Below are 24,689 nucleotides of genomic sequence, written 5' to 3' on the forward strand. Positions count from 1 at the left end.
GCGGAGCCGCAGAGACGGACTCGAAAGTCCGCTGGCTCATTGCGCTAGCAGGTGATCCGGCCAAGGACCCCTATCGCGTGACAGGGGCCCTTGGCTGCTTATTGCCTCAGGGCTGGCGGGGGCGGGTTGCGGTGGTGGGGCTTGTGCGGTTATCTCTGCGGCGAGCGAGTCCAGCGAGGCCGGCGAGGCCGAGGAGGCCGAGGAGGCCCCACAGGCCGGTCTTGTCACTGTGGTCGTCGTCGACGCGGGTTTCTTGGGCTGTCTGTGTGGTCGCAGCAGCAGGGGTCGCTTCGACTGTTCCGACTCCGCCGAATGTGAGGATCAGGGCTGTCAAGGGGATCGCGATGGTCTTGCGCATAGTGCATCACTCCCTTTCGCTCGATGACCCCACGGCGGTACCCGGCGGGAAAGATCGGAAACACGACACGATCGTTTGCGGGGCAGGCATGGAAAACAAGCGGACAAGTTGGCGGGTGGAACTCCTTATGCCCGAGCACGTCATCAAGCGCGAGCTGACCGCGACAGCGCTCGAGCCCGCTCGACTGATCGATCCAAAAGCGGTCTGGCACCTGATCGCGCGGCAGCTGGGGGTAGTGCCATCCGTGAGTGGGGACCATGTCATCGGAGACCAGGGGCATATATCGAGTGTCTCCACGGGGCGGACATCGGTGATGACGCCGTCATCGCCGGGGGTCTATCCCGCGCTGATTTTGGTGATGACCGCGTCATCACCAAAGCTGGTATGGTCTGTCGTGAAATGTAGTGACGCGTCGTGAAACGGCAGTTGAGCGGCAGTGTTGCGCAAGGGGCAGCTCGCTGACCTGGTAAAACGACGGGTGTGCGGACGAGTCCTCCTAGGCCCACTCTCTTCACCTCATTCGGTCGCCGACCATTCGAATCCCTGGCACTGCTGATCCAGCGGTCGCGGTTGTTCTCGGCGGAAAGCGGAACTCTCGGTCGTTGCGGGACGTTCGCTGTGCGAACATTGACCTCGTGGAGCTGCCGCGGCACCTACCGGGCAATGCCCACCCAACTCCGAGCACGAGGTCCGGGGCGAAGCCCGCCGGGCGGGTTCGCATGCCACAGAACCCGCGAAACGACAAAGGCTCATGCTCCCTATGAGCATGAGCCTCCGAGGAGTGGAGCCTAGGGGAATCGAACCCCTAACCCCTGCCTTGCAAAGGCAGTGCTCTGCCAATTGAGCTAAGGCCCCGTCGTGCGCGTACAGACGCCTGGAAAACGGTACCTTCTCGCCGTTGACACGGTCAAAACGGCAGGTTGTCGTCGAGAAATCCGAGCGCCGTCGGCAGCGCGAGCGGGTGACGCCCTCGGACCGGCGCGATCAGGCGGCGTCGCCGCGCTCGAGCACGTCGTCGAGGGACGGCAGGGGGCGCGAGCAGATGTCGCGCGCCTCGTCGGCGGGAAGTCCGAACATCCGCAGCAGATCCTCGGTGATCTGATCGGTGGCGGCCGCGTCGTCGCGGTCGGGGTGATCGTGCAGCAGCTGGCCCAGGCACAGGGCGGCGCCGGCCACGATGGTCATGGAGAGTTCCGCATCGCTCGTCCGGAACCGGCCCGCGCGAGCGGCGGCCTCGATATCGCGACGAGCGCGCGGGGCGAGTCCTTTCTCGGATCCGGTCAAGATCAGCCCGTTGTTCAGCAGCACCTTGCTGGAGGTGGGGATTCTCCGGTGCAGACGGCCGGTCAATCGGAAACTCTGCGCGAAGACTTCGGCGGGGTCCTCGATGCCTTCGGACAAGGTGTCGAGCACGGCGCCGTGCATCTCGAGCGCTTCTTCCACTGCCGCCCGGAGTAGGTCCTCCCGGCTCTGGAAGTGGTTGTAGAACGACCCCATGCCCACGTCGGCGGCCTGGGTGATCTCCAGGATCGGTGCGTTCGATCTGCCGGTCGCGATGAACGCCTGGGCCGCGGTTATCAGGGCGGCGCGGGTACGGGCCTTGCGGCGCTCCAAGCGGTTGGGCTCCGCCGTCCCGGTTCGATCGGTCATGCCCGCTCCTCTCTGTCGGGTGCATCGACCATCGTAGCCGCCAGCGCTCAGTTATGACGAATTCATCAGGAGAAGTCTTGACTGAATATTGCGTCGTATGTGACGATATCGTCAGCAAATGGAGGGAGTGGCCGATGTCCGACCAGCACGACCCGCACACCGGACTGCACAGCGAGTACGGCGCGCAGGCGGGCGAGCATCCGGGACGGGCGCGCGATCCGATCGTGAAGGTGCACGATCTGGCGTGGCTGGAGTTCGAGAAGCCGGACCTCGAGCGCGCCGAGGTCTTCGCGCACGCTTTCGGCTTCGCCACCGCGTTGCGCACGGCCGACGAGCTGCACTTGCGGGGCACCGACCCGCAGTCGCCCTGCGTGCTGATCCGTCGAGGCATGCGTTCGCGATTCGCCGGACCGGCCTTCCGCGCGGCGGACACTGCGGACTTGCTCCGGCTGGCCGACGCCGCAGGAAGCACGGTGGCTGCCCTGCCCGACACTTTGGGCGGATCCACCGTCGATCTGACCGACCCCAGTGGATTACGGGTGCGGGTGGTAGCCGACACCGACCAACTCCCGGCTCTGCCGGCGCAGCCGCCGCACACGCTCAACTTCGGGCACGAAGTCGCGCGCGTGAACCGGACGCAGCGGCCGCCTCGCTCGCCTGCGCTGGTTCAGCGGCTGGGGCATGTGGTGGTGCAGACCACCAAGTACCGTCGCACGCTCGATTGGTATCTCCGGAACTTGGGGCTGATCGTCAGCGACTTCCTCTACTACCCGGGGCAACGCGAACGCGGTCCGGTGATGAGCTTCATCCGCTGTGATCGCGGCCGGACACCCGCCGACCATCACACACTGGCGCTGGTGCTCGGCCCGGCCAACCGCTACGTGCACTCTGCCTACCAAGTCGCCGACCTGGATGCCCTGGCCGCGGGCGGAGAGTACCTGCGCGATCACGGTTATCACCGGTCGTGGGGGATCGGCAGGCATGTCCAGGGCAGCCAGATCTTCGACTACTGGCGCGACCCGGACGGATTCCTCGTCGAACACTTCAGCGACGGCGACATGTTCGACTGCACGCTCGAACCCGGCTGGGCGCCGTTCACCGCCTCCGGGCTGGCGCAGTGGGGGCCGCCTGCCAGCAAAGACTTCCTCGGCCTCAAACCGGGCCGGGAATCCCTCCGCGAGCTGCGCGCGATGGCCGACGCGCTGCGCGAGGACAACGAATTCGATCTCCGTCGCCTGCGCGGCCTGTTGAAAGTAGCTGCTTCATGAGTGTTTCCGTGCTCCGTACCGCCGACGCTTGGTGGGTGATCACACCCGCGGGCGCGGCCAGAGTCGATACCGCCGCGACCACCACCGGGCAATTGCTGGGGGATCGGCAGGCCATCCGCGCGGCGTCGGCGAGCAGTGCAGTCGTGCCGGTCGAGAGCCTGTCGCCGGTCTCCCCGGTGACCGCGCCGTGCCGGGTGGTCGCCCAGATGACGAACTTCGCCTCGCACGTGAAGGATTCCGGCGGTGATCCGGCGACGGTGCCGCTGACGTTCTTCCGCAAGGCATCGGGGTCGATCAGCGGCCCGCACGACGACGTCGTCCGGCCCCCGCACGTGCGGTTGCTGGATTACGAGGTGGAGATCGGCCTGGTGTTCGGTCGCGATATGCCGGTCGGATCGGAGATCACGAGCGACAACCTCGCCGACTACATCGCCGGTCTGGTCGCCACCAACGACATCTCCGCCCGCGACATCCAATTGCCGAAAACTCAGTTCTACGAAGCGAAGTCCTATCCGACCTTCACCCCGGTCGGGCCCGTGCTGGTGCTGCTGGAGGACGACGAGCTGAAACGGTTCACCGACCTGCGGCTGCGGTTGTGGGTCAACGGCGAACCGCGCCAGGACATGACCGTCGCGGACATGATCTACCAGCCGGCGGAGACCCTGCGTGCATTGACCGGTTTCCAGCGCATGGACGCCGGTGACCTGCTGCTCACCGGAACTCCGGTCGGCACCGCGATCAGCGCCCCGCCCAAGCCGGTCGAGATCATCGGCTCGCTGCTCCCGCCCGCGGTGAAGTGGAAACTGTTCTTCAAAGGCCAGGCCAAGAACCCGAAGTACCTGCGCGACGGTGACGTCGTCGAGGCGGCGGTCGCCACCGACGACGGCGCCATCGACCTGGGCCGCCAGCGCACCACGGTGAGGTACCGGTGACCGAGGACCTGCTCTGGCCGCGCTACGCGGACCCGGCCGATCTACTCGACATCGAATCCGTGCCACTGGCCGAGCGTGGCCTGCCGGAATCGACCTACGCCCTGCTGACGCGGGCGGCGCGATCGTGGCCGGAACGCACCGCGGTGACCGTGCTGCCGGAAGCGGCGCGTTGGCGGGAACCGTTGCGGCGCAACAGCAGTGAGCTGCTCGCGGACGTACACCGCTACGCGAACCTGCTGTACGACATCGGCGTGCGCCGGGACGACGCGGTGGCGTTGCTCGCCCCCAACTGCGCCGAGCTCATCCCGGTGACCATGGCCGCCCAGCTCGCCGGGGTCGCCGCCCCGATCAACGGCGGGTTGTCCGAGCGGCACATCGCCGAACTGCTGCGGCGCACCGGAGCACGCGTGCTCGTCACGGCCGGACCCGAGTTGTCAGCGGCCATCTGGGAATCCACCCGGGCATTGGCCGCCGACGGCATGGTGGACGCGGTGCTCGTGCTGCGGCCGACCGCCGCGGCGGGCGAGCCGGCGCCGCTGCCGCCCATCGACGGCGTGCGCGTCGATTACCTCGACCAGGCGGCCGCAGCGCACGACGCGGGCGCCTTCGCGGGCGTGCCGCCGAACGCGGAGGACCTCGCCGCGTTGTTCCACACCGGTGGCACCACCGGCGTGCCGAAACTGGCGGCGCACACCCATGCCAACGAGGTCGCGAACGCGTGGATGATCGCCGCGAACTCGCTGCTCACCGACGACGCCGTGGTCTTCGCGGCCTTGCCGTTGTTCCATGTCAACGCGCTGGTCGTGACGCTGCTCGCGCCCTTGTTCAAGGGACAGCCGGTGGTGTGGGCCGGACCGCTCGGTTACCGGGACCTCGCGATCTACGGCGAGTTCTGGAAGATAGTCGAGCACTATCGGATCGCCGCGATGAGCGCCGTACCGACCGTGTACGCGGTACTCGCGCAGTGCCCGGTCGACGCCGACATCAGCAGTCTGCGCTACGCGATGGTCGGCGCGTCGCCGTTGCCTCCCGTGGTGCGGGAGAATTTCGAGAAGCACACCGGCATCACCTTGGTCGAGGGCTACGGACTCACCGAGGCGACTTGCGCCAGCGCACGCAGCTTCCCGGAGCGGCCGCGACCGGGCGCGGTCGGGCAGCGCATGCCCTATCAGCGGGTGCGGGTGGTGCGCATCGGCGCCGACGGTACGTGGACGGAACTGCCCGCCGGGGAGACCGGCGTGCTGAGCATCGGCGGTCCCACGGTCTTCGCCGGGTACGTGACCACCCGCGATGCGCACGGGTTCGCGCTCGACGGCATGGGCAAACTGGCCGACGGCTGGCTCGACACCGGCGACCTCGCCCACCTCGACGCCGACGGTTTCATCCATCTGCACGGTCGCGCCAAGGATTTGATCATTCGCGGCGGGCACAACATCGACCCCGCGCTCATCGAGGACGCGCTGCTGGCACACCCGCAGGTGACGGCGGCGGGCGCGGTCGGCCGCCCCGACGTCCATGCGGGCGAGGTGCCGGTCGCCTACGTCACCCTCGCGCCCGGCGCCGACGTCGGCACGGCCGCACTGCTCGAATGGGCGGGCAGCCGGGTTCCCGAGCGAGCCGCCGTCCCGAAGACGGTCACCGTGCTCGACGCGCTGCCGGTCACCGACGTGGGCAAGCCGTACAAACTCGGGCTGCGCGCCGACGCCACACGTCGCGAACTGCTCGACGCGCTCGCCGGGACCGAGGGAGTGCGCGATATCGCCGCCGCTGTCCAGGACGGTGCGATCGTGGCCACCGTCGAACTCGACCACACCGGTGACGAGAGCGTGGTCGCGGCGATCCTGGGCCGGTACGCGATCGAATGGAAGATCGAGGCGCGCCGATGAATGCCCCGGTGGTGATCGTCGGCGCGGGTCCGACCGGTCTCACCGCGGCGTTGCTGCTGGCCCGCTACGGTGTCCAGTCGCTGGTCCTGGAGCGATGGGAAGGCGTCTACCCGCAACCGCGCGCGGTGCACATGGACGGTGAGATCCGCCGGATCGTGGCGAGGCTGGGCATCGGCGACGAATTCGACGCCATCTCCCGCCCCGCGCTCGGCCTGCGCTTGCTCGACCGGGATCTGCGGACACTCGCCGAATTCCAGCGCGACCCGGCGGGCGGCCGCAACGGGCACCCGGACGCGAATATGTTCGACCAGCCGGAGTTGGAAGGGATCCTGCGTGCCGCGGTGCGACGCCAGGCGCGAGTGACGCTGCGCGGGGACGCCGAAGTCACCGCGGTGGTCCAGGAAGCCGGTGGCGCCAGGGTCGACTTCACCGATCGGACCTCCGGCGCCACCGAGTCGGTCCGTGCGCCGTACGTGCTCGGCTGCGACGGCGCGAACAGCGTGGTTCGCACCGCCATCGGCGCCAGGATGCGTGAGCTGAACTTCGAGCAGCGTTGGCTGGTCGTCGACGTGGATACGACGGCGGAACTAGGGGAGTGGGAGGGCGTGCATCAGGTTTGCGACCCCGTCCGCGCCGCGACCTACATGCGCATCGGGAAATCACGGCACCGATGGGAATTCCGGCTCGATCCCGGTGAGGCAGCAGCCGACTACGACGACATCAGCCGGGTGTATCGACTGATCAGCCCGTGGACCGGCGACGTCGCGGTCGAGGACATCCGGTTGCTGCGGGTGGCCGAATACACTTTCCGCGCCCAGCTCGCCGACCGCTGGCGGGCGGGCCGGGTCTTCCTGCTGGGCGACGCGGCGCATCTCACGCCGCCGTTCATCGGTCAGGGTATGGGCGCCGGCCTGCGCGATGCGGCCAACCTCACCTGGAAGCTGGCCGGCGTGCTCGCCGGAGACCTGCCCGAGCGGGTCCTGGACTCCTACGAGGTCGAGCGAAAGCCACACGCGCGGACCATGATTCGGCTGGCGAAGCTCACCGGGATGGCGATGACCGAGGGCGGTGAGCTTGGCGATCTGTTGCGCGGCCGGCTCGCTCCCCACCTGGGTCGGCTGCCCGGCTTCCACGCGCTGGTCACCAGTGGCGAGACACCGCCCTTGCGTCGGTCCGAGCTGGTCATGCGGTCGCGCCTCGGTGGCGGTCGCGCGGGTCGTCTGGTTCCCAACGTCCTCCTGGACGAGGGCCGTCGTTACGACGACGTCGTCGCGGGCCGGTACGCCATCGTCACCACGATCGAGCCCGCCGCCGCGGAGCACACCCGGATCCGCGAGCGCGGGGCAGTGCTCGTGACGGCAGCTCCCGGGAGCGAACTGCGGCGCTGGCTGGTCCGGCGCGGCGCCCGCGCCGCCCTGGTCCGGCCCGATGGCGTCGTCCAGTGCACCGCGCGGGACCTGCCGCGGCTGTGCGCGGCGATGCCCCGGTTCCTGGCCGGTCAGGAGGCAGGTCATGCCGGTTCACCGGACTCGGGTAGTCCTGGGCGGCGTCCCGGCGGCGCAGTAGGGTGGAAGCCATGAAACTCCTCTGCACCGCCGGTGTCGTCGTCCTGGTTCTCTTCGGCATCTCCAAGCTGCGCCGGCGCAGCGAGTCGGACATGTGGCACGAGGTCACCAGCCGCTGATCTCCGGGGGCCTTAGCTCAATTGGCAGAGCACTGCCTTTGCAAGGCAGGGGTTAGGGGTTCGATTCCCCTAGGCTCCACAAAATAAGCACCTCGTACACCGTCGTGCTGTGTCCAATTGGACACAGCGGCGGTAGCGGCACAGCCGGAACCAGGCGTCGCAATCAGACGGTATTCGCGCGTACTGTGCCAGACTGGCCACGCACAGTAATGCACTCCTCATCCTCGGAGGACCGTCTATGACGAATTCTGTTGCGCCACTCGAATTGCCCGAACCTCTGGTCATCACGCTGGGGAATCTCAAGGGCGGTGTCGGCAAGACGACATCGGCGTTCTTCTTGGCGAGCTACTTCGCTTCGGTTCACGAACTGCGGGTGCTGGTGATCGACGCCGACCCGCTCAGCCAGACCGGATACTCCTGGTACCGGCGGCTGGTCAAGGGGGGCATCGACGTGCCGTTCGAGCTGGTCGCTTTCCCGTCGCGGCATGTCGGTGACTGCATCACCGACAATTCCGCCGATTTCGACGTCATCATCGTGGACGCCGGGGGCGAGTCGGCCGACATCTTCAAGGCCGCTGTTCCCGAGAGCGACGAGCTCCTGCTGTTGACCAGTGTGAGTCCGTCGGAAGTCAAGCGCGTGCCGAGTACCTTCAAAGCCGCCGAGGAGGCGGCGGCCGACACCGACCGGGAAATCCGGGTGCGGGTGCTGATGACCAAAGTGCCGGTGATCATGAAGAAAGGCGTGAACATCTCGACCGAATACCGTGCGCAGCGCGGCCATTTGGAAAGCGCGGGCTACGACGTATTCGATTCCTATCTGAGTGCCTGGAAATGGTACCGAGAGGCGGCCGACGGGGAGGTCGGGGAGGGCGCCGAGAACCCGATCGAGGATTTGGGGGAGTACCGCCGGGTAGGCGACGAACTGGTGAACTCGTACCGGGCCCTGATGGAGGTGCCCGCCTGATGCCTCCGCAACGCAGGAAGGGTTCCATCGGTGGCGGCAATCCGCTATCCGACGGCGCCGAACACACACCGCCGGTGTCACCGCTGCGCGATGCCGAGTGGCGGCGGCCGAAGCCGGCCGTGAGCCCGAATGTCTTGACCATGCCGGTGCCGGATGCCGGCGACGGCCCGCTGAGCGATCGGGAGCGGGCGCAGTTGACCGCGTGCGAGTCATCGATCGACACGCTGCGCATCGCGTTCTGGGCGGCCGGGCGCGCCCTGCAGATCGTCCGGGACGGCCGGCTCTACCGCGACAGCCATGAGACCTTCGACGAGTACGTGGAGCAGCGGTGGGACATGCAACGGTCCTACGCGCACAAGCTCATTCGGGCGTGGCCGCTCGCCGCGCGGCTGCACCCGATGGCCCCCGCGATCAACGAGGGCCAGGTGCGTGAACTGCTGCCGGTGGTGGCCGAATACGGCGAAGACGCCGCGATCACGGTGTACACCACCGTGGCGGCGGGCGCGGGAGTGAAGGTGACCGCGGGGAAACTCCGGCAAGCGGTGGCGCTGCTGCCCGAACGCTATGACGAGGAAGTGGTGGTCGAGCGTCTGCAGGCGTGGCTGCGCGGAGAACTGCCGGACGACCCGAACGATCGCGCCGCCGACATCTTCACCGCCATGGAGTCCCGGCTCGCCGCGCTGACGAAACGCGTGGTCAAGGGTTCGAACGACGACCCGCGCGCGGCCCGCGAATTCGCGGCGAAGCTCCGGACGATCGCGAAACAGATCGAAGAACAGATCACCGCGTGAAGCAAGGCCCCGGCATTGCGCCCCGCAGCGGAAACTTTTCCCTGCGGGGTGCTTTGTGTCCTGGCAGATTGCATTTCGTGGCGCGAAATACACATTGCCGCCCCCAGCACAGAACGAGTTATTGTTTTGTTACGTAAATAAACGCGTGTTGTGCTTTACCTCGTGCACGCTATGCCGAAAGGTGAACGCTCGGATCGGATCCGCTGGACTGACGAAGCACCGTGATGGTTTTCGAATCAATTCGAGGTCTCAGGTGAGGTCCCTCGCGCCATGAACTACGGCGGATGGCCCACCGAAGGCCGGCGATATGAGCATCGGAGGACCGCATCATGGCATCATCGACCGACGTCCGATATATCCGCTACCTGCGACGTGCGCTGCTGTGGGCGTTCGCCGCCGGAGCGGCCGCCCTCCTGGGCATGTGGTGCAACGCCGGGGAGGCATCGGCCCAGCCGGTGACCATCCCGGGCGTGGGAACGTTCGAGATCTCCGACGATATTCCGCTTCCCGACTCGCCGGAGAAGCTTTTCCGGAACAACGCCATACTTCCCGTCACCGAGACACCCGTCGCCGGTGAATTCGCGGAAATCGAGGACATCGCGGGAGCCTCGGTGCCGCAAATCGAAATCGCGCCGGCCACGCTCGGCCCGGCGATCGAGTTCCCGATTTCGGTGGCCGTCCCCGTGATCGAGCTGCCGGTGCCGACGATCGTTCCGGCCATCGACATCCCGCTGCTCGGCCTGCTTCCCGAGATCGAGCTCCCCTTCCTCGGCGACATCCCGCAGATCATGCCGCGGGCGCCCACCCCGCCCGCGGCGGTGATACCGCAGAAGACCGCAGGCGAAATGGCGGTCGACGCGGCCCGGACCAAGATCGGATCCGATTACAGCTACGGCGCGGTCGGCCCCGACACCTTCGATTGCTCCGGACTGGTGCAGTGGTCCTACGAGCAGGCCGGCATCGAACTGCCGCGCACCAGCTACGACCAGCTCGCCGCCGGAACGCCGATACCGCTCGACGATCTGCGCCCAGGCGACATGGTGTCGTTCTACGGCGGAAGTCACTCCGCCCTCTACGCGGGCGATGGCAAAGTCATCCATGCCTCGACATACGGCACGGGAGTCACCACGTCCCCGCTCTCTTCGATGCCGGTGACCGGCGCCCGCCGCTTCTGACTCCCGCCGCGAAATCCGCGCCGACCGTTTCCGGTCAGAGCGCGACCGCCGCCGCTTCCAACCTCGCCAGCGTCTCGGTATCCGGCCAGTGGCGAATCTCGTAGCGGCGAGGTGCGAGATCAGCGACCGGGTCGATGCCGGTCAGCGCGACGACAGCCTCGAACGGAACCTCGAACAGACGCTCCAGCTCACCTCGGTCGTCACGGCAGAAGGCGACGTAGTCGGCCTCCGGCAAGAGATAGTCGACACCCTCGCCCCAGACGGTGATCGTGTAGGGACCGTTGTCGCCATGGCCGTACATGACCGAACCGACGTAGGCGGGCTCGATGGCGTAGGGCGTGAACTCCATATCGCTCTCGACGATCTCGTTGAGAATCTGCGCCTGCGCCTCGTATTCGGTGACCGCCAGACCACATCGGGCGCGCTGCACGGCGGGCAGGTGGCGGTGCGCGGGCGAACGATCGAGCGGTATCACCGCTCCGCTGTCGTCCACGAGGTAACCCTGCGGCGAGATCGGGCGAGGCGCGTCACGGTACTGCTCTTCCACGGCCTCGAAAATGGGGTCGAGATCGGTGACGCCGGAGGCGACGATCAGTGTGTCGACGTCGGGCATGAACGCGACGGATGATGTCCCGGAACCGGCGAGCCGGCCGGGGAGCAGCGGCCAGGAGGAGCAGTAGCCGTTGCCGTCGTCGACGAAATGCAGGATTCCGTCTTCTTCGATACCGGTGAAACCCATGATCTCGCCGAGATTCTCGCGCGCGACGGCGAAGACGTCGTCCGCGCTCACGCCCCACTCCCGCAACGACGCGTAGGTGACGATCGATCGGGTATGGGGCATGTCGATGGCGACCATCTCGTCCACGAACGGAAAGGCGGGGCGCGCGACCGGTCGCGACTCGGGTTCGATGCCTACGCCGAAGCTGTTGGGACGCAACACAGGTCGCAGCATCGACCGAACCGACGGCCAATCCGGGGCCGGAGCACGTAGCTCGCGCAGGGCATCGCAGTGTTGTGCCACGCGGTCCTCGCGTTCCGCCGGATCGAGGTTACGGGTTTCGTGAAAGATGTTGTGCAGGTCGATAATCAGATCCCCCGTGCGTATCGCGAACTCGTCGGGCTGGTATTCGACGTCGGTCTCGCCCAGCGTGGACAGCTGTCGCATCACGAGCGCGGCGAACGCGGTGGCTTCGTCTTCGATGTTCTGCACGCGGCCACCGTAGTCGTGATCCCCGACCGACGTCCGGCGGCGGCTTACTCGCTCAGGGGACCGTGCCGGTCCAGGTGTAGGTAGGTGAATCCGGTGACGAGCAGGCACACCACGGTCGCGGTGATCAGCATCGCCCAGCCCGCGACCAGCAGACTCAGCAGTCCGCCGAGCAGCGCGCCGAGCCCGAAACCGGCGTAGAGCAGGAAATATCCGAGCCAGTCCGCGTAATCGCCGCCGCTGAGATGGCGCTCGATGCCCTGACCCATCTTGACCAGCGTCCCGGTGACGTAGCTGAGCGGCACCGACACCTCGCCGTTCTGCACGAACGACGTGTTCAACGCGCCGACGCCGAAGGCGACGAACATGATCGGCAGCAGGCCGATCGGCTCGTCGGAGGCTTGGTACTCGAGGACGTCGACGGCCGAGGCCACGGCCAGGCAGACGGTGGTGAGCAGGGTGGGTCCGTGCGGATGTCCGGACCAGTAGCGCCTGCGGCACCACGAGGCCACGACCACCCCCGACAGGAACGACGCGAGCAATCCGGCGGCGGCCAAACCCATGTCCGGCTCGTCGTGGAAGTAACCGAGGACGGCTCGTTCGGTATTGCCCGTCATGAATGTGACGAAATAGCCGGCCGTATGCATGAACGCCGCCGCGCCGATAAGCCCGGCGAGCGCGGCCAGCACCCAGGACAATCTGGCCTCGCTGTCGAAAAGCGCCTTCTTGCGACTTTCTTCCAGCTCCGGCACTGACCGAACTCCTTCCGGTACGAGGCGACACCCCAGTGAAGCAGGCTTCTCAGTGGATTTCGCCCACGCAGCACCGACGATTGCCATTAGATCGCCAGCGCTGCAAGGAGCGCCTGGTTCCTGCGCTTGGATCGGTGGCGCTTCCAGGGGACCCGAGGCATGGATTCGCGTCGTCGGAACCGGCAGGCCCCCGCAGGGCGTAGCGAGCCGTCCGCGAGTCGCCGCTCGGTTACCGTGCTGAGGTGGATACTCTGCTCGACTTCCTGCTGACCGAACCGGTGGCGGCCGCGCCGCTGGACGATGTCGCCGCGGCGTGGACGCGACACCGGGTGGCGGCGAACCGATTCGACCAACCGGTCGAGATCGCGATCGCAGGCGGCTTCGGCGCCGACCGGCTGGGGTTCGCCTTCCTGTCCGGTTATCAGGAGGCGCTGCGGACGCTGATTCCGGATCTGCCGGACGACGAGTTGGTCGCGATGTGCGCCACCGAGGAGGGCGGCGGTCACCCCTCCGCGATCCGCACCGGGCTCACCGAACGAGAGGGGGTCTGGCGGGTCGACGGTGTCAAGTCGTTCGCGACCATGGGCTCCTTCGCGCGGCAACTGGTCGTGATCGCCAGCGCAGGCACGGCCGCGGACGGACGGAATCGACTGCGCGCCTGCCTGGTCGAGGCCGGCGATGCCGGGGTCCGCCTGACCGATCATCCCCCGCTCGTGTTCGCGCCCGAGGTTCCACACGCCTCGGTTGTGCTGACCGATGTGCCCGCGCTGGTGCTCCCGGGTGACGGATATCTGGACTACCTGAAGCCGTTCCGGACGATCGAGGACATTCACGTGCTGGCCGCCACGCTCGGCTGGCTGGTGCGGGTGGCGCGGGCGTCGGCCTGGCCGCGCGAGAGCCTGCAACGGCTGCTGACCTTGGTGGCGGCCGTGCGCGGCCTGGACATCGATGCGCCGACTTCTCCGGGCGTGCACGTCGCCCTCGGCGGCGTCTTCGCGTCCTTCGCCGCGTTGGCGACCGAGCTGGAGCCATTGTGGCAGACCGCGGACCCGGCGACCCGGCAGCGGTGGGAGCGGGACCGTCCGTTGCTCGCCACCGCCGGGCGGGTGCGCGAGCAGCGGCTCGTCGCGGCGTGGCGAGCGGTGGAAGCAGGAGAGGACCGGGCGGAATAGGCGCTCGACCTGTCCCGGAAATGGGGAGCGGGCCTCGGCGAAGGGGGGGAGTTAGCCGAGGCCCGCGTAGGGTCGGCCCGGGGGGGAGGGGCCGACGAGAACGATGCTACTCGATGATCTGCGATTGTGTGTGCGTGGGGACCGCCACGTTCCAAGTTTTTTCGGGTTGGCTTACTTATGGCCGACCCCCGACGGTCGCGGTGAGCCGATCGGTGGTCCGCGCTGCGGCGGACCGTTGGCCTGTTGTTAGCCAAAAGTCTTGTCGAACAAGCTCTTCCGTGTAGCACTGTCGCTTTGACCTGCCGAAGTGCGGGGCGGTGTGGAACATGCCGACCAGTCGCCGCGCCACGAATCGGCAATGCGTCCGGGCGTGTCGGCACGCCGGTCACGGTTGCACCACGTGTCGCCCGTCTCCGGGCGACGCCCGAACTGTGTCGTACCCCGATGCGAACATGCGTTCGTGTCCACCGACTCGATCGTCCGCACGAAGCGCATCCGCGCGTCGCGAGAGCCCGCGTTCGAATCGTCGCGATCCGAGTACGGGCTCTGCTCGATTCAGGTAGTGCGCTACCCGCGCTCCGATGCCCGGCCCACGAGATCATCGAACCGGTCGCATTCCGATCCGGTACCCCCGAGCACCACTGGATCGGAATGCGGCCTTCTCGCGTGGCTCGGGCCGCCCGGTCGTGGCGGAGACAATTCGGATGAATTTGTCGGCGACCCGGACAATACTGACTCGGTATCGGCCGGTCACCCGATCCAGCGCATCGATCGGCGCTCGGCGGCGCACGGAAGCGCATCGAACTCAACAACCTCAGGAGAATCATGCCCGACGCAATAGTCGCCGAGGGGCTGGTCAAAAGATACGGCCAGCTGGTGGCCCTCGACGGACTCGACCTGCGAGTCCCGGAAGGCACCGTCACCGCCCTGCTCGGACCCAACGGCGCAGGTAAGACCACCACCGTCCGGGTGCTCACGACCCTGCTCGTGCCGGATGCCGGGCACGCGACGGTCGCGGGAATCGACGTGCTGCGCGATCCGCAGACACTGCGGTCCCGCATCGGGGCGTCGGGGCAATATGCCGCGGTCGACGAATATCTCACCGGTTTCGAGAATTTGGAAATGGTGGGACGTCTTTATCACATGGGCGTGCAGCGGAGTAAGGAACGCGCGCGCGAATTGCTCGACCGATTCCGGCTCACCGAAGCCGCGGACCGGCCGGTCAAGGGCTACTCCGGCGGTATGCGCCGTCGCCTCGACCTGGCGGGTGCGCTGGTCGCCAATCCACCCGTCCTGTTCCTCGACGAGCCGACCACCGGGCTGGATCCCCGTGCCCGCCTCGACCTCTGGGACGTCATCGAGGAACTGGTCGCGAGCGGGACCACGTTGCTGCTGACCACGCAGTACATGGAGGAGGCGGATCGGCTCGCCGATTCGATCGCGGTGATCGACCGCGGCAAGGTGATCGCCAAGGGCACCGCGGACGAACTCAAGACCATGGTCGGCGGTGATCGCATCGAGTTGACCGTCGACCGCGCCGACAATCTCGCGACGGCCGAAGCCGCCCTGAAGAGCCTGGCCGATGGCGAGATCCACCTCGAACCGGGGTTGCGCCGGATCATCGTTCCGGTCGCCGACGGATCGCAGGCATTGGTGGAGGCGGTCGGGCGGCTGGCCGAGCACAGCGTGCAGATCCACGATGTCGGTCTGCGCCGCCCGTCCCTGGACGATGTCTTCCTCACCCTCACCGGCCACGAGGCGGAGACGATCGCCGACGGCGGCACGACGACGCACGCCCAGTTGGAAGCTACGGAAGGAACGACCCGATGACCGCGACGGCTTCGGTCCCGGCACGGCCCTCGCTGGGCGCGCGACTGTCCATAGTGGTCAGCGACAGCGTGACCATCGCGAAACGCAACGTCATCAAGATCAAACGGGTGCCCGACGTGCTGATCTTCTCCACGTTGTCGCCGATCATGTTCGTGTTGCTGTTCGCCTACGTCTTCGGCGCGGCCATCGATGTGCCCGGTCTGTCCGGTGGTTACCGCGAGTTCCTCATCGCGGGCATCTTCGCGCAGACCGTGGTGTTCGGCGCGACCTTCACCGGTGCGGGGCTGGCCGAGGACATGCAGAAGGGCATCATCGACCGATTCCGCTCCCTGCCGATGGCCTCCTCGGCGGTATTGGTCGGTCGCACGGTCAGCGATGTGGTGATCAACGTGGTCAGCCTGACGGTCATGTCGCTGACCGGTCTGCTCGTCGGCTGGCGGATTCGCGGCTCGTTCCTGGACGCGGTGCTGGCCTACATCCTGTTGCTGCTGTTCGCCTACGCGGTGTCCTGGATCATGGCCGTGGTGGGCTTGCTGGTGCGGGCGCCGGAGGTGTTCAACAACGCGAGCTTCATGGTGATCTTCCCGCTCACCTTCATCGCCAACACCTTCGTCCCCAGTGACAAGCTGCCCACCGCTCTGCGCGTGATCGCGGAATGGAACCCCGTCTCCGCGCTCACTCAGGCGACGCGTGACCTGTTCGGCAACACCAGTCCGCTCGCGCCGACGTCGGACGCCTGGTCGCTGCGGCATCCGGTGATCACCTCCCTGGCCTGGGTGGTGGTGATCCTGGTGGTATTCGTGCCGCTGGCCCTGCGTCAGTACAAGAAGACCGTCAGTCGCTGACCCGCGGCGCGCGTGTCAGTGCTCCGCGCCGGCTCCCGCCACCGGGGTCGGTGCGGAGCCGTTGCGGGAGTATCCGATGCGCGGCGGCGCGGGTGCGGGTTCCGGCTGCTGCGGCCGCCGGGTGCGAACCAGATAGGCCACGCCACCCGCCAGCGCGACGGCGGCCGCGAGGATGAGCCGGTTACGTGAACGCGAAGAGACATGCAGGCGCCCCGAGGTCATGGGACCACTGTATGCACACCCCGGCGATTCGCGCAGGAGGCCCAGCTCACAAGCCGGTCCGGCCCAGTTCCGCGGCCTTGTCGCCGACCGTGGCACGATGGGCGGCGTGACCTCACCGAATCAGACATCCGTGGCAACGCTGCACACGAATCACGGCGATATCAAGCTTTCGCTCTTCGGTAACCACGCGCCCAAGACGGTCCGCAATTTCCTAGGTCTCGCCGACGGTTCGGCGCCGTACACCACCGCGAACGCGAGTGGAGGCAGCACCGGCCCGTTCTACGACGGCGCCCTGTTCCATCGCGTGATGGCCGGCTTCATGATCCAGGGCGGCGATCCCACCGGCACCGGGCGCGGCGGCCCCGGCTATGAATTCGGCGACGAGTTCCACCCCGAGCTGCGGTTCGATCGGGGCTACCTGCTGGCGATGGCGAACGCGGGGCCGGGCACCAACGGCTCGCAGTTCTTCATCACCGTCGGCCCGCAGCCCCATCTCAACCGCAAGCACACGATCTTCGGCGAAGTGGTGGACCCGGATTCCCGGAAGGTCGTCGACACGATCGCGGCCACCAGGACCGATCGCAACGACCGGCCGCTGGAGCCCGTCGTCATCACCAAGATCACGATCGAATGAGACTATGAACCCCCAGCCGCCCGCACCCACGTGCGTCCGCCATCCGAATCGCCCTACCGGCCTGGCCTGCACCCGGTGCGGGCGGCCGTCCTGTGCGGAGTGCCTGCGCCCAGCAGCCGTCGGCCAGCACTGTGTCGACTGTCTGCGCGCGGATCAGCGTAGCGCCGCGCCGGTGCGGACGGTCTCGGGCGCAGCGGCTCGAACGTCCGCTCCCTATGTGACCTACGCGCTGATCGCGATCAACGTCGTGATCTACGCGATCACCGCCGCCCAGGCCAAGAGCTTGATGGACAACCAGCTGGGCTCCGCGCTGTTCATCGACTGGGTCTTGTACGCACCGGCGGTCGCGGACGGCGAATGGTGGCGGGTGCTCGGTTCGGGTTTCCTGCACTACGGCCCGATCCATCTGCTGCTCAACATGTTCGCCCTGTACGTGGTGGGCCGGGATGCCGAGCTGGTGCTCGGCCGGTCGCGCTATCTGGCGGTGTACCTGGTCTCGCTGCTCGGCGGGTCCGCCGGGGTCATGCTGTTCGCGCAGCACAGCCTCACAGCGGGTGCGTCCGGAGCGGTGTACGGCATGTTCGGTGCGATCACGGTCATCCTGATCCGGCTGCGGCAGAATCCGAATCAGATGCTCATCATCATCGGCATCAATGTGTTCATCAGCCTGTCGCTGCCCGGCATCTCGCTCTGGGGTCATCTGGGCGGACTGGCCGCGGGCACGCTCGCGACCCTCGGCATCCTGTTCCTGCCCGGCTGGCTGCGCGTGCGGACTCCGCAAGCGGCGCGGACTGTCGGCTGGGTGGCAGTGGCTCTGGTCGCATTCGCGGCTCTGGCCGCGGTGACTGTGAGCGCGGTCACTTCTGCTGTCTGACAGCGGGATTCGCTTCACGTGAAACATTTCGTCGGCAGCGGGACGAATGTCTCGTCAGCGGGTCTTGTCCTCGGTGAGCCGCAGCGCTCCCACCAGGTCTTGGTAGACGAACTCCGGGTTGGCGCCCAGATCCCAGCGGCCGAAGATCAGCAGCCGCTCCGCGCCATCGTGCAGGACGTCGAGTTCCAGCATCGGCATCTTGCGCCCGAGACGCCGATAGCTCACCACCCGGGCGCGAACGATCTGGTCCGGGGCGTACTCGTCCGGTCCCGTCAGCGTGCGGACCACCATGCGTGGTCGCTCGCCGGTTACCACGGACAGCCGGGGGCGTTGCCGGAATCCGAGCCCGGCGAGCCCGAGCAGGCCGACGGCTGCGAGCCCGACGAGCAGGCGGCTCGCCGCCTCGGTGGTCACCACCGCGGCGACGGCCAAGGCGATGCCGCCGACGGCGACCGCGACGAGCGCGGGCGTCGGCGTGCTCCAGGTCAGGTTCGGCTCGTCACGGTCCGGTGGGCCGGGGACGGAGCGCTCCGGACTCACGACACTCCCCAATCGCTCCTCGAGTTGTCCACAGGCTCATCCACAGGTGTGCATGAATGACACGTCTGTAATCCGGGCCGATGTCGCCGACTCAGCGCCAGCGCATCGTCATGATCAAGCCCACCACCATCAGGCCGAAGCCGATCAGGAAGTTCCAGGCGTTGAGGTCGTTCATCCAGCTGATCTGCTCGGCCGCCAAGTAGTAGACGAGCAGCCACACCAGCCCGGCGAGCATGAACCCGAGCATGATGGCGACATACCAGACCGGAGAGGGGCCGGCCTTCACCTTCACCGGGGTCCGGCTGGCGGGGTTGATCGTGTAGTCGGTCTTCTTACGGACCTTCGACTTGGGCATGACGTCCTCGTATTCGGCGGCAGGTCGTGGTCTCTAGGCTATCCCAACAGGTAATGGATGCGACGCGGTGCCGTGCGGGGACGTAATCTCGATGCCATGCGTGTTCTGGTCGTCGACAACTACGACAGCTTCGTCTTCAACCTGGTGCAATACCTCGGCCAGCTCGGTGTCGACGCTGTCGTGTGGCGTAACGACGATCCGAATCTGGCCGACGTCGGCGCGGTCGTCCGCGACTTCGACGGCATTCTGATCAGCCCCGGCCCCGGCACCCCGGACCGTGCGGGCGCCAGCATCCCGCTCGTGCGCGCCTGCGCGGAGCAGAGCGTCCCCCTGCTCGGCGTGTGCCTCGGGCACCAGGCGATCGGCGAGGCGTTCGGCGCCACCGTCACCAGGGCTCCCGAGTTGTTGCACGGGAAGACCAGCGAGGTCTTCCACATCGGCGCAGGCGTGCTGGCCGGTCTGCCCGACCCGTTCACCGCCACCCGGTACCACTCGCTCACCGTGCTCGAGGAGACCCTTCCGGAGGAGGTCGAGGTGCTCGGACGCACCGAGAGCGGGATCGTGATGGCCATGCGTCATCGGACCCTGCCTATCCACGGTGTGCAGTTCCATCCGGAGTCGGTGCTGACCCAGGGTGGGCATCGGATGCTGGCGAACTGGCTCGGTGTGTGTGGGAAACGTCCCGCGGAGGGCTTGGTGCAGGCGCTGGAGGCGGAGGTCGCCGCGCTGGTATTGCAGTGACGCGTCCGCATGTGCTGCTGTCGGTCGCGGTGAGCGTCGACGGGTATATCGATGACGCGAGCCCCGAGCGGCTGCGCCTGTCCGGCGCCGCGGACTTCGACCGGGTCGACCAGGTCCGCGCGGACTCCGACGCCATCCTGGTCGGCGCGCAGACCTTGCGCAGCGACAATCCGCGGTTGCTCGTCGACAGCGCCGACCGCAGGGCGGCACGCGTCGCGGCGGGCAAATCGGAGTACCCGTTGAAGGTCACGCTCTCGGCGAGCGGCGAACTGGATCCCGGTCTGCGATTCTGGCACCACGGCGGCGACAAGCTCGTCTACACCACCACGGCGGGCGCGCCGAAACTCACCGCCCGGCTGGCGGGACTGGCCGAGGTCGTGGATCTGGGTGCCGACCTCGACTTCGGTGCGCTGTTGGACGACCTCGGCCGACGCGGTGTCGACCGCCTCATGGTGGAGGGCGGAACCCGCATCCACACCGCGTTTCTCGCTGCCGACTTGGCCGACGAACTGCACCTGGCGATCGCCCCCATTCTGGTCGGCGACGCCGCCGCGCCGCGTTTCGTCGATCCAGCCGACTTTCCCGGGGCGCCACACCGAAGGATGCGCTTGGCGGGCGTGACGCAAGTCGGCGATGTCGCCGTCTTGCGTTATCTACCGAAGGCCGAGCCGATCTGACGCCGCTGCCGCGCGTCGATCTTCGTACGCCACGCGGGCGCGTGAAACCGCGGACGACGGGCAGGCCGTCCGCGGTTCGCGCCTGAATCGCCATTCGACCGACCGCCGGATCCCGGGACCGAGCGGAATTCAGCCCCAAGGCGGCACGGCAACTCGGTGCGCTTCCGGGGCCTAGGGACGCCCGTAGACGGCGGTTACGAACTCGCCGAGCTGGTTGTCGTCCAGGTGCCTGGCCAGATCCGCCTCGCTGATCATGCCGACCAGCCGCTTGTTCTCGATCACCGGCATGCGCTTGACCCGGTTGCTCTCCATCTCATCGAGAACCTCCTCGATGTCGGCGTTGGCGTCGACCCACCGCGGCGTCGCTTCGCACAGTTCGTCGACGCGGCAATCCGCCGGTGCCTTGCCCTGGGCGATGCACTTCACCACGATGTCGCGGTCGGTCACGATGCCGCACATCCGCTCGTTCTCGTCCGAGATGATCAAGGACCCGACGTTGAGCTCGGCCATGGTGCGCGCGGCCTGCTGGATGGTCGTGTCCTTCGAAATCCACTGAACGCCCGGTTTCATGATGTCCCTGGCAGTGGTCATGAGCTACCTCCTCGTGCTCAGCTGCGCTGATTGGGATGGAGCAGCATCATTCTCCCGCAATTCACACCGGATGGTCTCGTTTTCTGGATACCAGCGGCGACGCCGATCACGGCGGGCCGAGCACCCCCACACCGACCAGGATGGCGCTGTTCTTCTGGATGGAACTGCCCGCCGACGGTTGCTGGCTGAGGATGCGCCCGACGTTGCCCGCGTCGAAGGTGCCCTGCGGCGACTGGCTGATCTGGCTGGTGCTGCCCGACCAGCCTTCCGCGCGCAGCTTCTCCACCGCCTGCGAGACGGTGAGGCCGATCAGTGACGGCATCCTGAGGTCACCCGCGGACACCTGGACGGTGACCGTGGAACCCTTCTCCGCGTTGCTGCCGCCGGCCGGACTGGAGGCGACCACCTCGCCCTTGGGCTTGGACGACTGCACCTCTTGGACGACGACCTTGAAGCCGTTGCCCTCGATGTTCGGCTGGGCCACGTCGATCGACTGGCCGACGACATAGGGCACCCGCACGGATTCCGGACCGGTGCCGACCGTGACGACGACTTCCCAGTCGACGTCCACCTTCGAACCCGGCGACGGGTTCTGCTCGATCACCTGGTCCTTCTCGGCGGTGCTCGACGGTTTGCGCTCGATGTTCGGGTTGATCCGCAGCCCCTTGGAGTTCAGCACCTGCTCGGCCTGCTCCTGGGTCAGCCCCGTCAGCTTCGGCACCTGGACCTGCGCGGGACCGGAGGACACCTGGACGGTGACCGTGCTGCCCTCGTCGATCCGCGAGCCGCCGAGGGGCTGGGTCGCGATGACGTTGCCCGTCGCGACTTTGCTGTCGGGCTTCTGCTGGACCGCCACCGAGAAGCCGAGCTTCTGCAACGCGTCCTGCGCTTGCTGGGAGGACTTGTTCGACAGATCGGGAACGGCTACTTGATCCGGGCGGCTACCCGGGCCGAGCAGCACCCAGAACAGCGCGAACGCCACGGCGACAGCCGCGGCGACGCCGAGCGCGATATAGGTGCTCCGACGCCGGCCATTCGGCTCGGCCGGATCCTGTTCGGCGGTGTCGTCGTGCCGCTCGACCGTGCGGTAGGTGCGCGGCGCGGGCTCGTCCTGGCCCATGATGGTGGTGCGATCCTCGTCGGTCATCACCATGGGAGCGCTGGGCTTCTGGCCGCCGAGCACCCGGATCAGGTCGGCGCGCATCTCGGCGGCGGTCTGGTACCGGTTGGCCGGGTTCTTGCTCATCGCCTTGAGCACGACCGAGTCCAGCTCGCGCGGGACGCCCGAGTACACGTGCGAGGGTAGCCGCGGATCCTCCCGGACGTGCTGGTAGGCGACCGCGACCGGTGAGTCACCCGTGAAAGGCGGCTCGCCGGTGAGGATCTCGAACAGCACACAGCCGACGGAGTAGACGTCCGAGCGCGCGTCCACCGTTTCGCCGCGGGCCTGTTCCGGCGAGAGGTACTGCGCGGTGCCGATCACCGCCGCGGTCTGGGTCATCGGGTTGGAGCTGTCGGCGATCGCGCGCGCGATGCCGAAGTCCATCACCTTCACCGCGCCGGCTCGGTTGATCATGATGTTCGCGGGTTTCATGTCGCGGTGCACGATCCCGGCCTTGTGGCTGAAATCCAAGGCGGCGCAGACGTCCGCGATGATCTCCATCGCGCGGCGCGGCGGGAGCGGTCCTTTGCCGCGCACGATGTCGCGCAGCGTGTCGCCGTCGACGTACTCCATCACGATGTAGGGCAGCGGGCCGCCGTCCACCTCGGCCTCGCCGGTGTCGTAGACCGCCACGATGGCCGGATGGTTGAGCGCGGCGGCGTTCTGCGCTTCGCGCTTGAACCGCAGGTAGAACGTGGGGTCGCGGGCCAGGTCCGCCCGCAGCACCTTGATCGCCACGTCCCGGCTCAGCCGGACGTCGCGCGCCTTGTGCACCTCGGACATACCGCCGAACCCGATGATCTCGCCCAGCTCGTAGCGAGACGAGAGATTCTTCGGGGTCGTCATGGCAGTCCTTGCGGAGGAGTAGCGGTTCCGTTACGGGTGGCCGATGGCCCCCGGGCACCGGGAATCTCGGGGAATGGTAGGTCGAGGGTGGGGACGCGCGGCCGGGTGATCGTGGTGGTCGGCGCGGTGGTGGTCGGCTTGGTGGTGCTCGGTGCCGTGGTGGTGGTCGGCGGGGTGGTCGTCGTCGGCTCCGGTGTCGTGGTCTTCGGCTCGGTGGTGGTCGGCTCGTAGGTCTCGGTGTCCACCGGCGCGGGCGCGGGCTTGGGGGTGGTCGTGGTGGCCACCGGCGGCGCGGGCTTGGGGTTCGGCGCGAACGTGGTGGTGGGCGACGGTGTGGAATCCGGGTTGGTGTCGCCGCCGAACAGCAAGAAGGTCGTGAGCGCGCCGAGCAGCACGGCGCCGATGCCCAGACCCGCCAACCATTTCTGGGTCGAGGTGAACCGCTTGTCGTCGCCGGGCGGCGGACCGCCCGCCGCGCCACGGCTGAGCACGGTGGCCGGGGCGGCGACCGTGCCCGCGCGATTCGCCGCGTTCACCGCGCCTGCCGCGGGCGTCGAGTAGCGCACCGTCGCACCGTCGAAGTCGGCGGGGCTGGAGGGGATCACGGCGGTCGGGCCGGGCGGGAGAACTCGCGTGGCGCCGGTCAGGGGAGCGGCCGGGTGGGCGCCGCTCGGCGGCGGCGGACGTCGGCCCGCGCGCACCGCGGCGACCGCGTCGGCGAACTCACCGCCACTGGCGTAGCGGCGCCCCGGATCCTTCTCCATCGTGATCTCGATCAGCTCGCGCACGTTGCCGGGCAGATCGGCCGGCATCGGCGGCGGCGTCTCGCGCACGTGCTTCATCGCGACGGTGAGCGCGCCGTCGCCGGTGAACGGCCGCTGTCCGGACAGCGCCTCGTAGCCGACCACGGCGAGCGAATACACGTCGCTGGCCGCGGAGGCGTCCTCGCCGACCGCCTGTTCCGGTGCGATGTACTGCGCGGTGCCCATCACCATGCCGGTCTTGGTCACCGGGGACGCGTCCACCGCCTTGGCGATGCCGAAGTCGGTGATCTTCGCCTGTCCGGTCGGGGTGACCAGGATGTTGCCCGGCTTCACGTCGCGATGCACCACGCCCGCGCGGTGCGCCACCTCCAGCGCGCGTCCGGTTTGCTCGAGCAGGTCGAGGCCCTGGGCGACCGACAGCCTGCCCAGGCGGTTGAGCACCGTGTTCAGTGGTTCGCCCTGGACGAATTCCATGACCAGGTAGGCGATCTCGCTGCCCTGCGGGTCGATCGTCTCGCCGTAGTCGTAGATTCCCGCGATACCGGGGTGATTCAGCTGGGCGGTGGTCTTCGCCTCGGTGCGGAATCGATGCCGGAACGTCGGGTCGGCCGAGAACTCCGATTTCAGCACCTTGACCGCGACCCTGCGGTCCAACCTGGTGTCCAGCGCTTCCCAGACCTGACCCATGCCGCCGGTCGCGATCAGTCGCTGCAGCCGGTACCGGTCGGCGATCATCGCACCGTTGTTCAGCATCGAGGTCCCCGTACCT

The 24,689-nt window shown here is 67.6% G+C and carries 25 protein-coding genes and 2 tRNA genes; 16 read left to right on the plus strand and 11 right to left on the minus strand.

Translation table 11 applies throughout. From position 1 onward, the window contains the following. Positions 1–106: 106 nt before the first annotated feature. Positions 107–358 (minus strand): WGxxGxxG family protein, encoded by a 252-nt coding sequence (locus tag QMG86_RS31610; RefSeq protein WP_281876531.1) that lies wholly within the window; start codon positions 356–358, stop codon positions 107–109. On the opposite strand from QMG86_RS31610, the gene QMG86_RS31615 reads away from it, so the two are divergent. After that, positions 345–776: a hypothetical protein gene (locus QMG86_RS31615; protein ID WP_281876532.1), complete on the plus strand. Its 432-nt coding sequence runs from the start codon at positions 345–347 to the stop codon at positions 774–776. The genes QMG86_RS31610 and QMG86_RS31615 overlap by 14 nt on opposite strands. A 364-nt stretch (positions 777–1,140) precedes the next feature. Here the strand turns inward: QMG86_RS31615 and QMG86_RS31620 are convergent. Together QMG86_RS31620 and QMG86_RS31625 are read right to left on the minus strand one after the other, a co-directional pair. After that, positions 1,141–1,213 (minus strand) — tRNA-Ala (locus QMG86_RS31620). A gap of 129 nt (positions 1,214–1,342) precedes the next feature. After that, complete coding sequence (locus tag QMG86_RS31625) at positions 1,343–2,008, minus strand: TetR/AcrR family transcriptional regulator (protein WP_281876533.1); 666 nt, start codon at positions 2,006–2,008, stop codon at positions 1,343–1,345. Between the two features lie 134 nt (positions 2,009–2,142). Between QMG86_RS31625 and QMG86_RS31630 the strand changes: the two genes are divergently transcribed. From QMG86_RS31630 to QMG86_RS31665, 8 genes are all read left to right on the plus strand, one after another. After that, on the plus strand, positions 2,143–3,276 hold the full coding sequence (locus QMG86_RS31630; RefSeq protein WP_281876534.1) for a VOC family protein: 1,134 nt from the start codon (positions 2,143–2,145) through the stop codon (positions 3,274–3,276). Further along, complete coding sequence (locus tag QMG86_RS31635) at positions 3,273–4,208, plus strand: fumarylacetoacetate hydrolase family protein (protein WP_281876535.1); 936 nt, start codon at positions 3,273–3,275, stop codon at positions 4,206–4,208. Before QMG86_RS31630 ends, QMG86_RS31635 begins: the two co-directional genes overlap by 4 nt. Further along, positions 4,205–6,094: an acyl-CoA synthetase gene (locus QMG86_RS31640; RefSeq protein WP_281876536.1), complete on the plus strand. Its 1,890-nt coding sequence runs from the start codon at positions 4,205–4,207 to the stop codon at positions 6,092–6,094. The genes QMG86_RS31635 and QMG86_RS31640 overlap by 4 nt, the downstream gene beginning before the upstream one ends. Further along, the gene (mhpA, locus tag QMG86_RS31645) at positions 6,091–7,674 is read left to right on the plus strand and encodes a bifunctional 3-(3-hydroxy-phenyl)propionate/3-hydroxycinnamic acid hydroxylase MhpA (RefSeq protein ID WP_281876537.1); all 1,584 of its coding nucleotides are present in this window, start codon (positions 6,091–6,093) and stop codon (positions 7,672–7,674) included. The genes QMG86_RS31640 and mhpA overlap by 4 nt, the downstream gene beginning before the upstream one ends. 110 nt (positions 7,675–7,784) lie before the next feature. Continuing rightward, a tRNA-Ala gene (locus QMG86_RS31650) sits at positions 7,785–7,857 on the plus strand. A 159-nt stretch (positions 7,858–8,016) separates the two neighbouring features. Continuing rightward, positions 8,017–8,742: a ParA family protein gene (locus QMG86_RS31655; protein WP_281876538.1), complete on the plus strand. Its 726-nt coding sequence runs from the start codon at positions 8,017–8,019 to the stop codon at positions 8,740–8,742. Then, on the plus strand, positions 8,742–9,533 hold the full coding sequence (locus QMG86_RS31660; RefSeq protein ID WP_281876539.1) for a hypothetical protein: 792 nt from the start codon (positions 8,742–8,744) through the stop codon (positions 9,531–9,533). Before QMG86_RS31655 ends, QMG86_RS31660 begins: the two co-directional genes overlap by 1 nt. Positions 9,534–10,186: 653 nt before the next feature. After that, positions 10,187–10,708, plus strand: a complete 522-nt coding sequence (locus QMG86_RS31665) for a C40 family peptidase (protein ID WP_434085639.1) — start codon at positions 10,187–10,189, stop codon at positions 10,706–10,708. A 34-nt stretch (positions 10,709–10,742) separates the two neighbouring features. On the opposite strand, the gene QMG86_RS31670 is transcribed toward QMG86_RS31665, so the two are convergent. Both QMG86_RS31670 and QMG86_RS31675 read right to left on the minus strand, forming a co-directional pair. Continuing rightward, positions 10,743–11,918: a DUF1444 domain-containing protein gene (locus tag QMG86_RS31670; RefSeq protein ID WP_281876540.1), complete on the minus strand. Its 1,176-nt coding sequence runs from the start codon at positions 11,916–11,918 to the stop codon at positions 10,743–10,745. 44 nt (positions 11,919–11,962) lie between these two features. Beyond that, positions 11,963–12,667: a YoaK family protein gene (locus tag QMG86_RS31675; protein WP_281876541.1), complete on the minus strand. Its 705-nt coding sequence runs from the start codon at positions 12,665–12,667 to the stop codon at positions 11,963–11,965. Positions 12,668–12,909: 242 nt separating this feature from the next. Here QMG86_RS31675 and QMG86_RS31680 point away from each other — a divergent pair, with 242 nt between their 5' ends. The 3 genes from QMG86_RS31680 to QMG86_RS31690 all read left to right on the plus strand — a co-directional run bounded on the left by QMG86_RS31680 (position 12,910) and on the right by QMG86_RS31690 (position 16,514). Further along, the gene (locus QMG86_RS31680) at positions 12,910–13,839 is read left to right on the plus strand and encodes an acyl-CoA dehydrogenase family protein (protein ID WP_281876543.1); all 930 of its coding nucleotides are present in this window, start codon (positions 12,910–12,912) and stop codon (positions 13,837–13,839) included. Positions 13,840–14,664: 825 nt separating this feature from the next. Continuing rightward, positions 14,665–15,669 (plus strand): ATP-binding cassette domain-containing protein, encoded by a 1,005-nt coding sequence (locus QMG86_RS31685; protein ID WP_281876544.1) that lies wholly within the window; start codon positions 14,665–14,667, stop codon positions 15,667–15,669. Next, positions 15,666–16,514, plus strand: coding sequence for an ABC transporter permease (locus QMG86_RS31690; RefSeq protein ID WP_159840942.1), 849 nt, complete (start codon positions 15,666–15,668; stop codon positions 16,512–16,514). The genes QMG86_RS31685 and QMG86_RS31690 overlap by 4 nt, the downstream gene beginning before the upstream one ends. Positions 16,515–16,529: 15 nt before the next feature. On the opposite strand, the gene QMG86_RS31695 is transcribed toward QMG86_RS31690, so the two are convergent. After that, the gene (locus QMG86_RS31695) at positions 16,530–16,736 is read right to left on the minus strand and encodes a hypothetical protein (RefSeq protein ID WP_281876546.1); all 207 of its coding nucleotides are present in this window, start codon (positions 16,734–16,736) and stop codon (positions 16,530–16,532) included. A 106-nt stretch (positions 16,737–16,842) separates the two neighbouring features. On the opposite strand from QMG86_RS31695, the gene QMG86_RS31700 reads away from it, so the two are divergent. Then, the gene (locus QMG86_RS31700; RefSeq protein ID WP_281876547.1) at positions 16,843–17,370 is read left to right on the plus strand and encodes a peptidylprolyl isomerase; all 528 of its coding nucleotides are present in this window, start codon (positions 16,843–16,845) and stop codon (positions 17,368–17,370) included. Between the two features lie 4 nt (positions 17,371–17,374). Next, positions 17,375–18,244, plus strand: a complete 870-nt coding sequence (locus QMG86_RS31705) for a rhomboid family intramembrane serine protease (RefSeq protein ID WP_281876548.1) — start codon at positions 17,375–17,377, stop codon at positions 18,242–18,244. Positions 18,245–18,298: 54 nt separating this feature from the next. On the opposite strand, the gene QMG86_RS31710 is transcribed toward QMG86_RS31705, so the two are convergent. Next, positions 18,299–18,784, minus strand: a complete 486-nt coding sequence (locus QMG86_RS31710; RefSeq protein WP_281876549.1) for a PH domain-containing protein — start codon at positions 18,782–18,784, stop codon at positions 18,299–18,301. Positions 18,785–18,875: 91 nt separating this feature from the next. Further along, positions 18,876–19,139, minus strand: a complete 264-nt coding sequence (crgA, locus tag QMG86_RS31715) for a cell division protein CrgA (protein ID WP_040871406.1) — start codon at positions 19,137–19,139, stop codon at positions 18,876–18,878. Positions 19,140–19,235: 96 nt separating this feature from the next. On the opposite strand from crgA, the gene QMG86_RS31720 reads away from it, so the two are divergent. Next, positions 19,236–19,880 carry an aminodeoxychorismate/anthranilate synthase component II gene (locus QMG86_RS31720; RefSeq protein ID WP_281876551.1) on the plus strand — a complete coding sequence of 215 codons (645 nt, stop codon included), beginning with the start codon at positions 19,236–19,238 and terminating at the stop codon, positions 19,878–19,880. Further along, positions 19,877–20,557 (plus strand): RibD family protein, encoded by a 681-nt coding sequence (locus QMG86_RS31725; protein ID WP_281876553.1) that lies wholly within the window; start codon positions 19,877–19,879, stop codon positions 20,555–20,557. The genes QMG86_RS31720 and QMG86_RS31725 overlap by 4 nt, the downstream gene beginning before the upstream one ends. Positions 20,558–20,728: 171 nt before the next feature. On the opposite strand, the gene QMG86_RS31730 is transcribed toward QMG86_RS31725, so the two are convergent. From QMG86_RS31730 to QMG86_RS31740, 3 genes are all read right to left on the minus strand, one after another. Further along, positions 20,729–21,148 (minus strand): CBS domain-containing protein, encoded by a 420-nt coding sequence (locus tag QMG86_RS31730; protein WP_195085121.1) that lies wholly within the window; start codon positions 21,146–21,148, stop codon positions 20,729–20,731. A 106-nt stretch (positions 21,149–21,254) separates the two neighbouring features. Then, entirely contained in the window at positions 21,255–23,156 is a 1,902-nt protein-coding gene (gene pknB / locus QMG86_RS31735) for a Stk1 family PASTA domain-containing Ser/Thr kinase (protein WP_281876555.1), read from the minus strand. Continuing rightward, positions 23,153–24,673, minus strand: a complete 1,521-nt coding sequence (locus tag QMG86_RS31740) for a protein kinase domain-containing protein (protein WP_281876556.1) — start codon at positions 24,671–24,673, stop codon at positions 23,153–23,155. The genes pknB and QMG86_RS31740 overlap by 4 nt, the downstream gene beginning before the upstream one ends. Positions 24,674–24,689 lie beyond the last annotated feature (16 nt).

Source organism: Nocardia sputorum, assembly GCF_027924405.1.
In the GTDB taxonomy this organism is placed as follows: Bacteria; Actinomycetota; Actinomycetes; order Mycobacteriales; family Mycobacteriaceae; genus Nocardia; species Nocardia sputorum.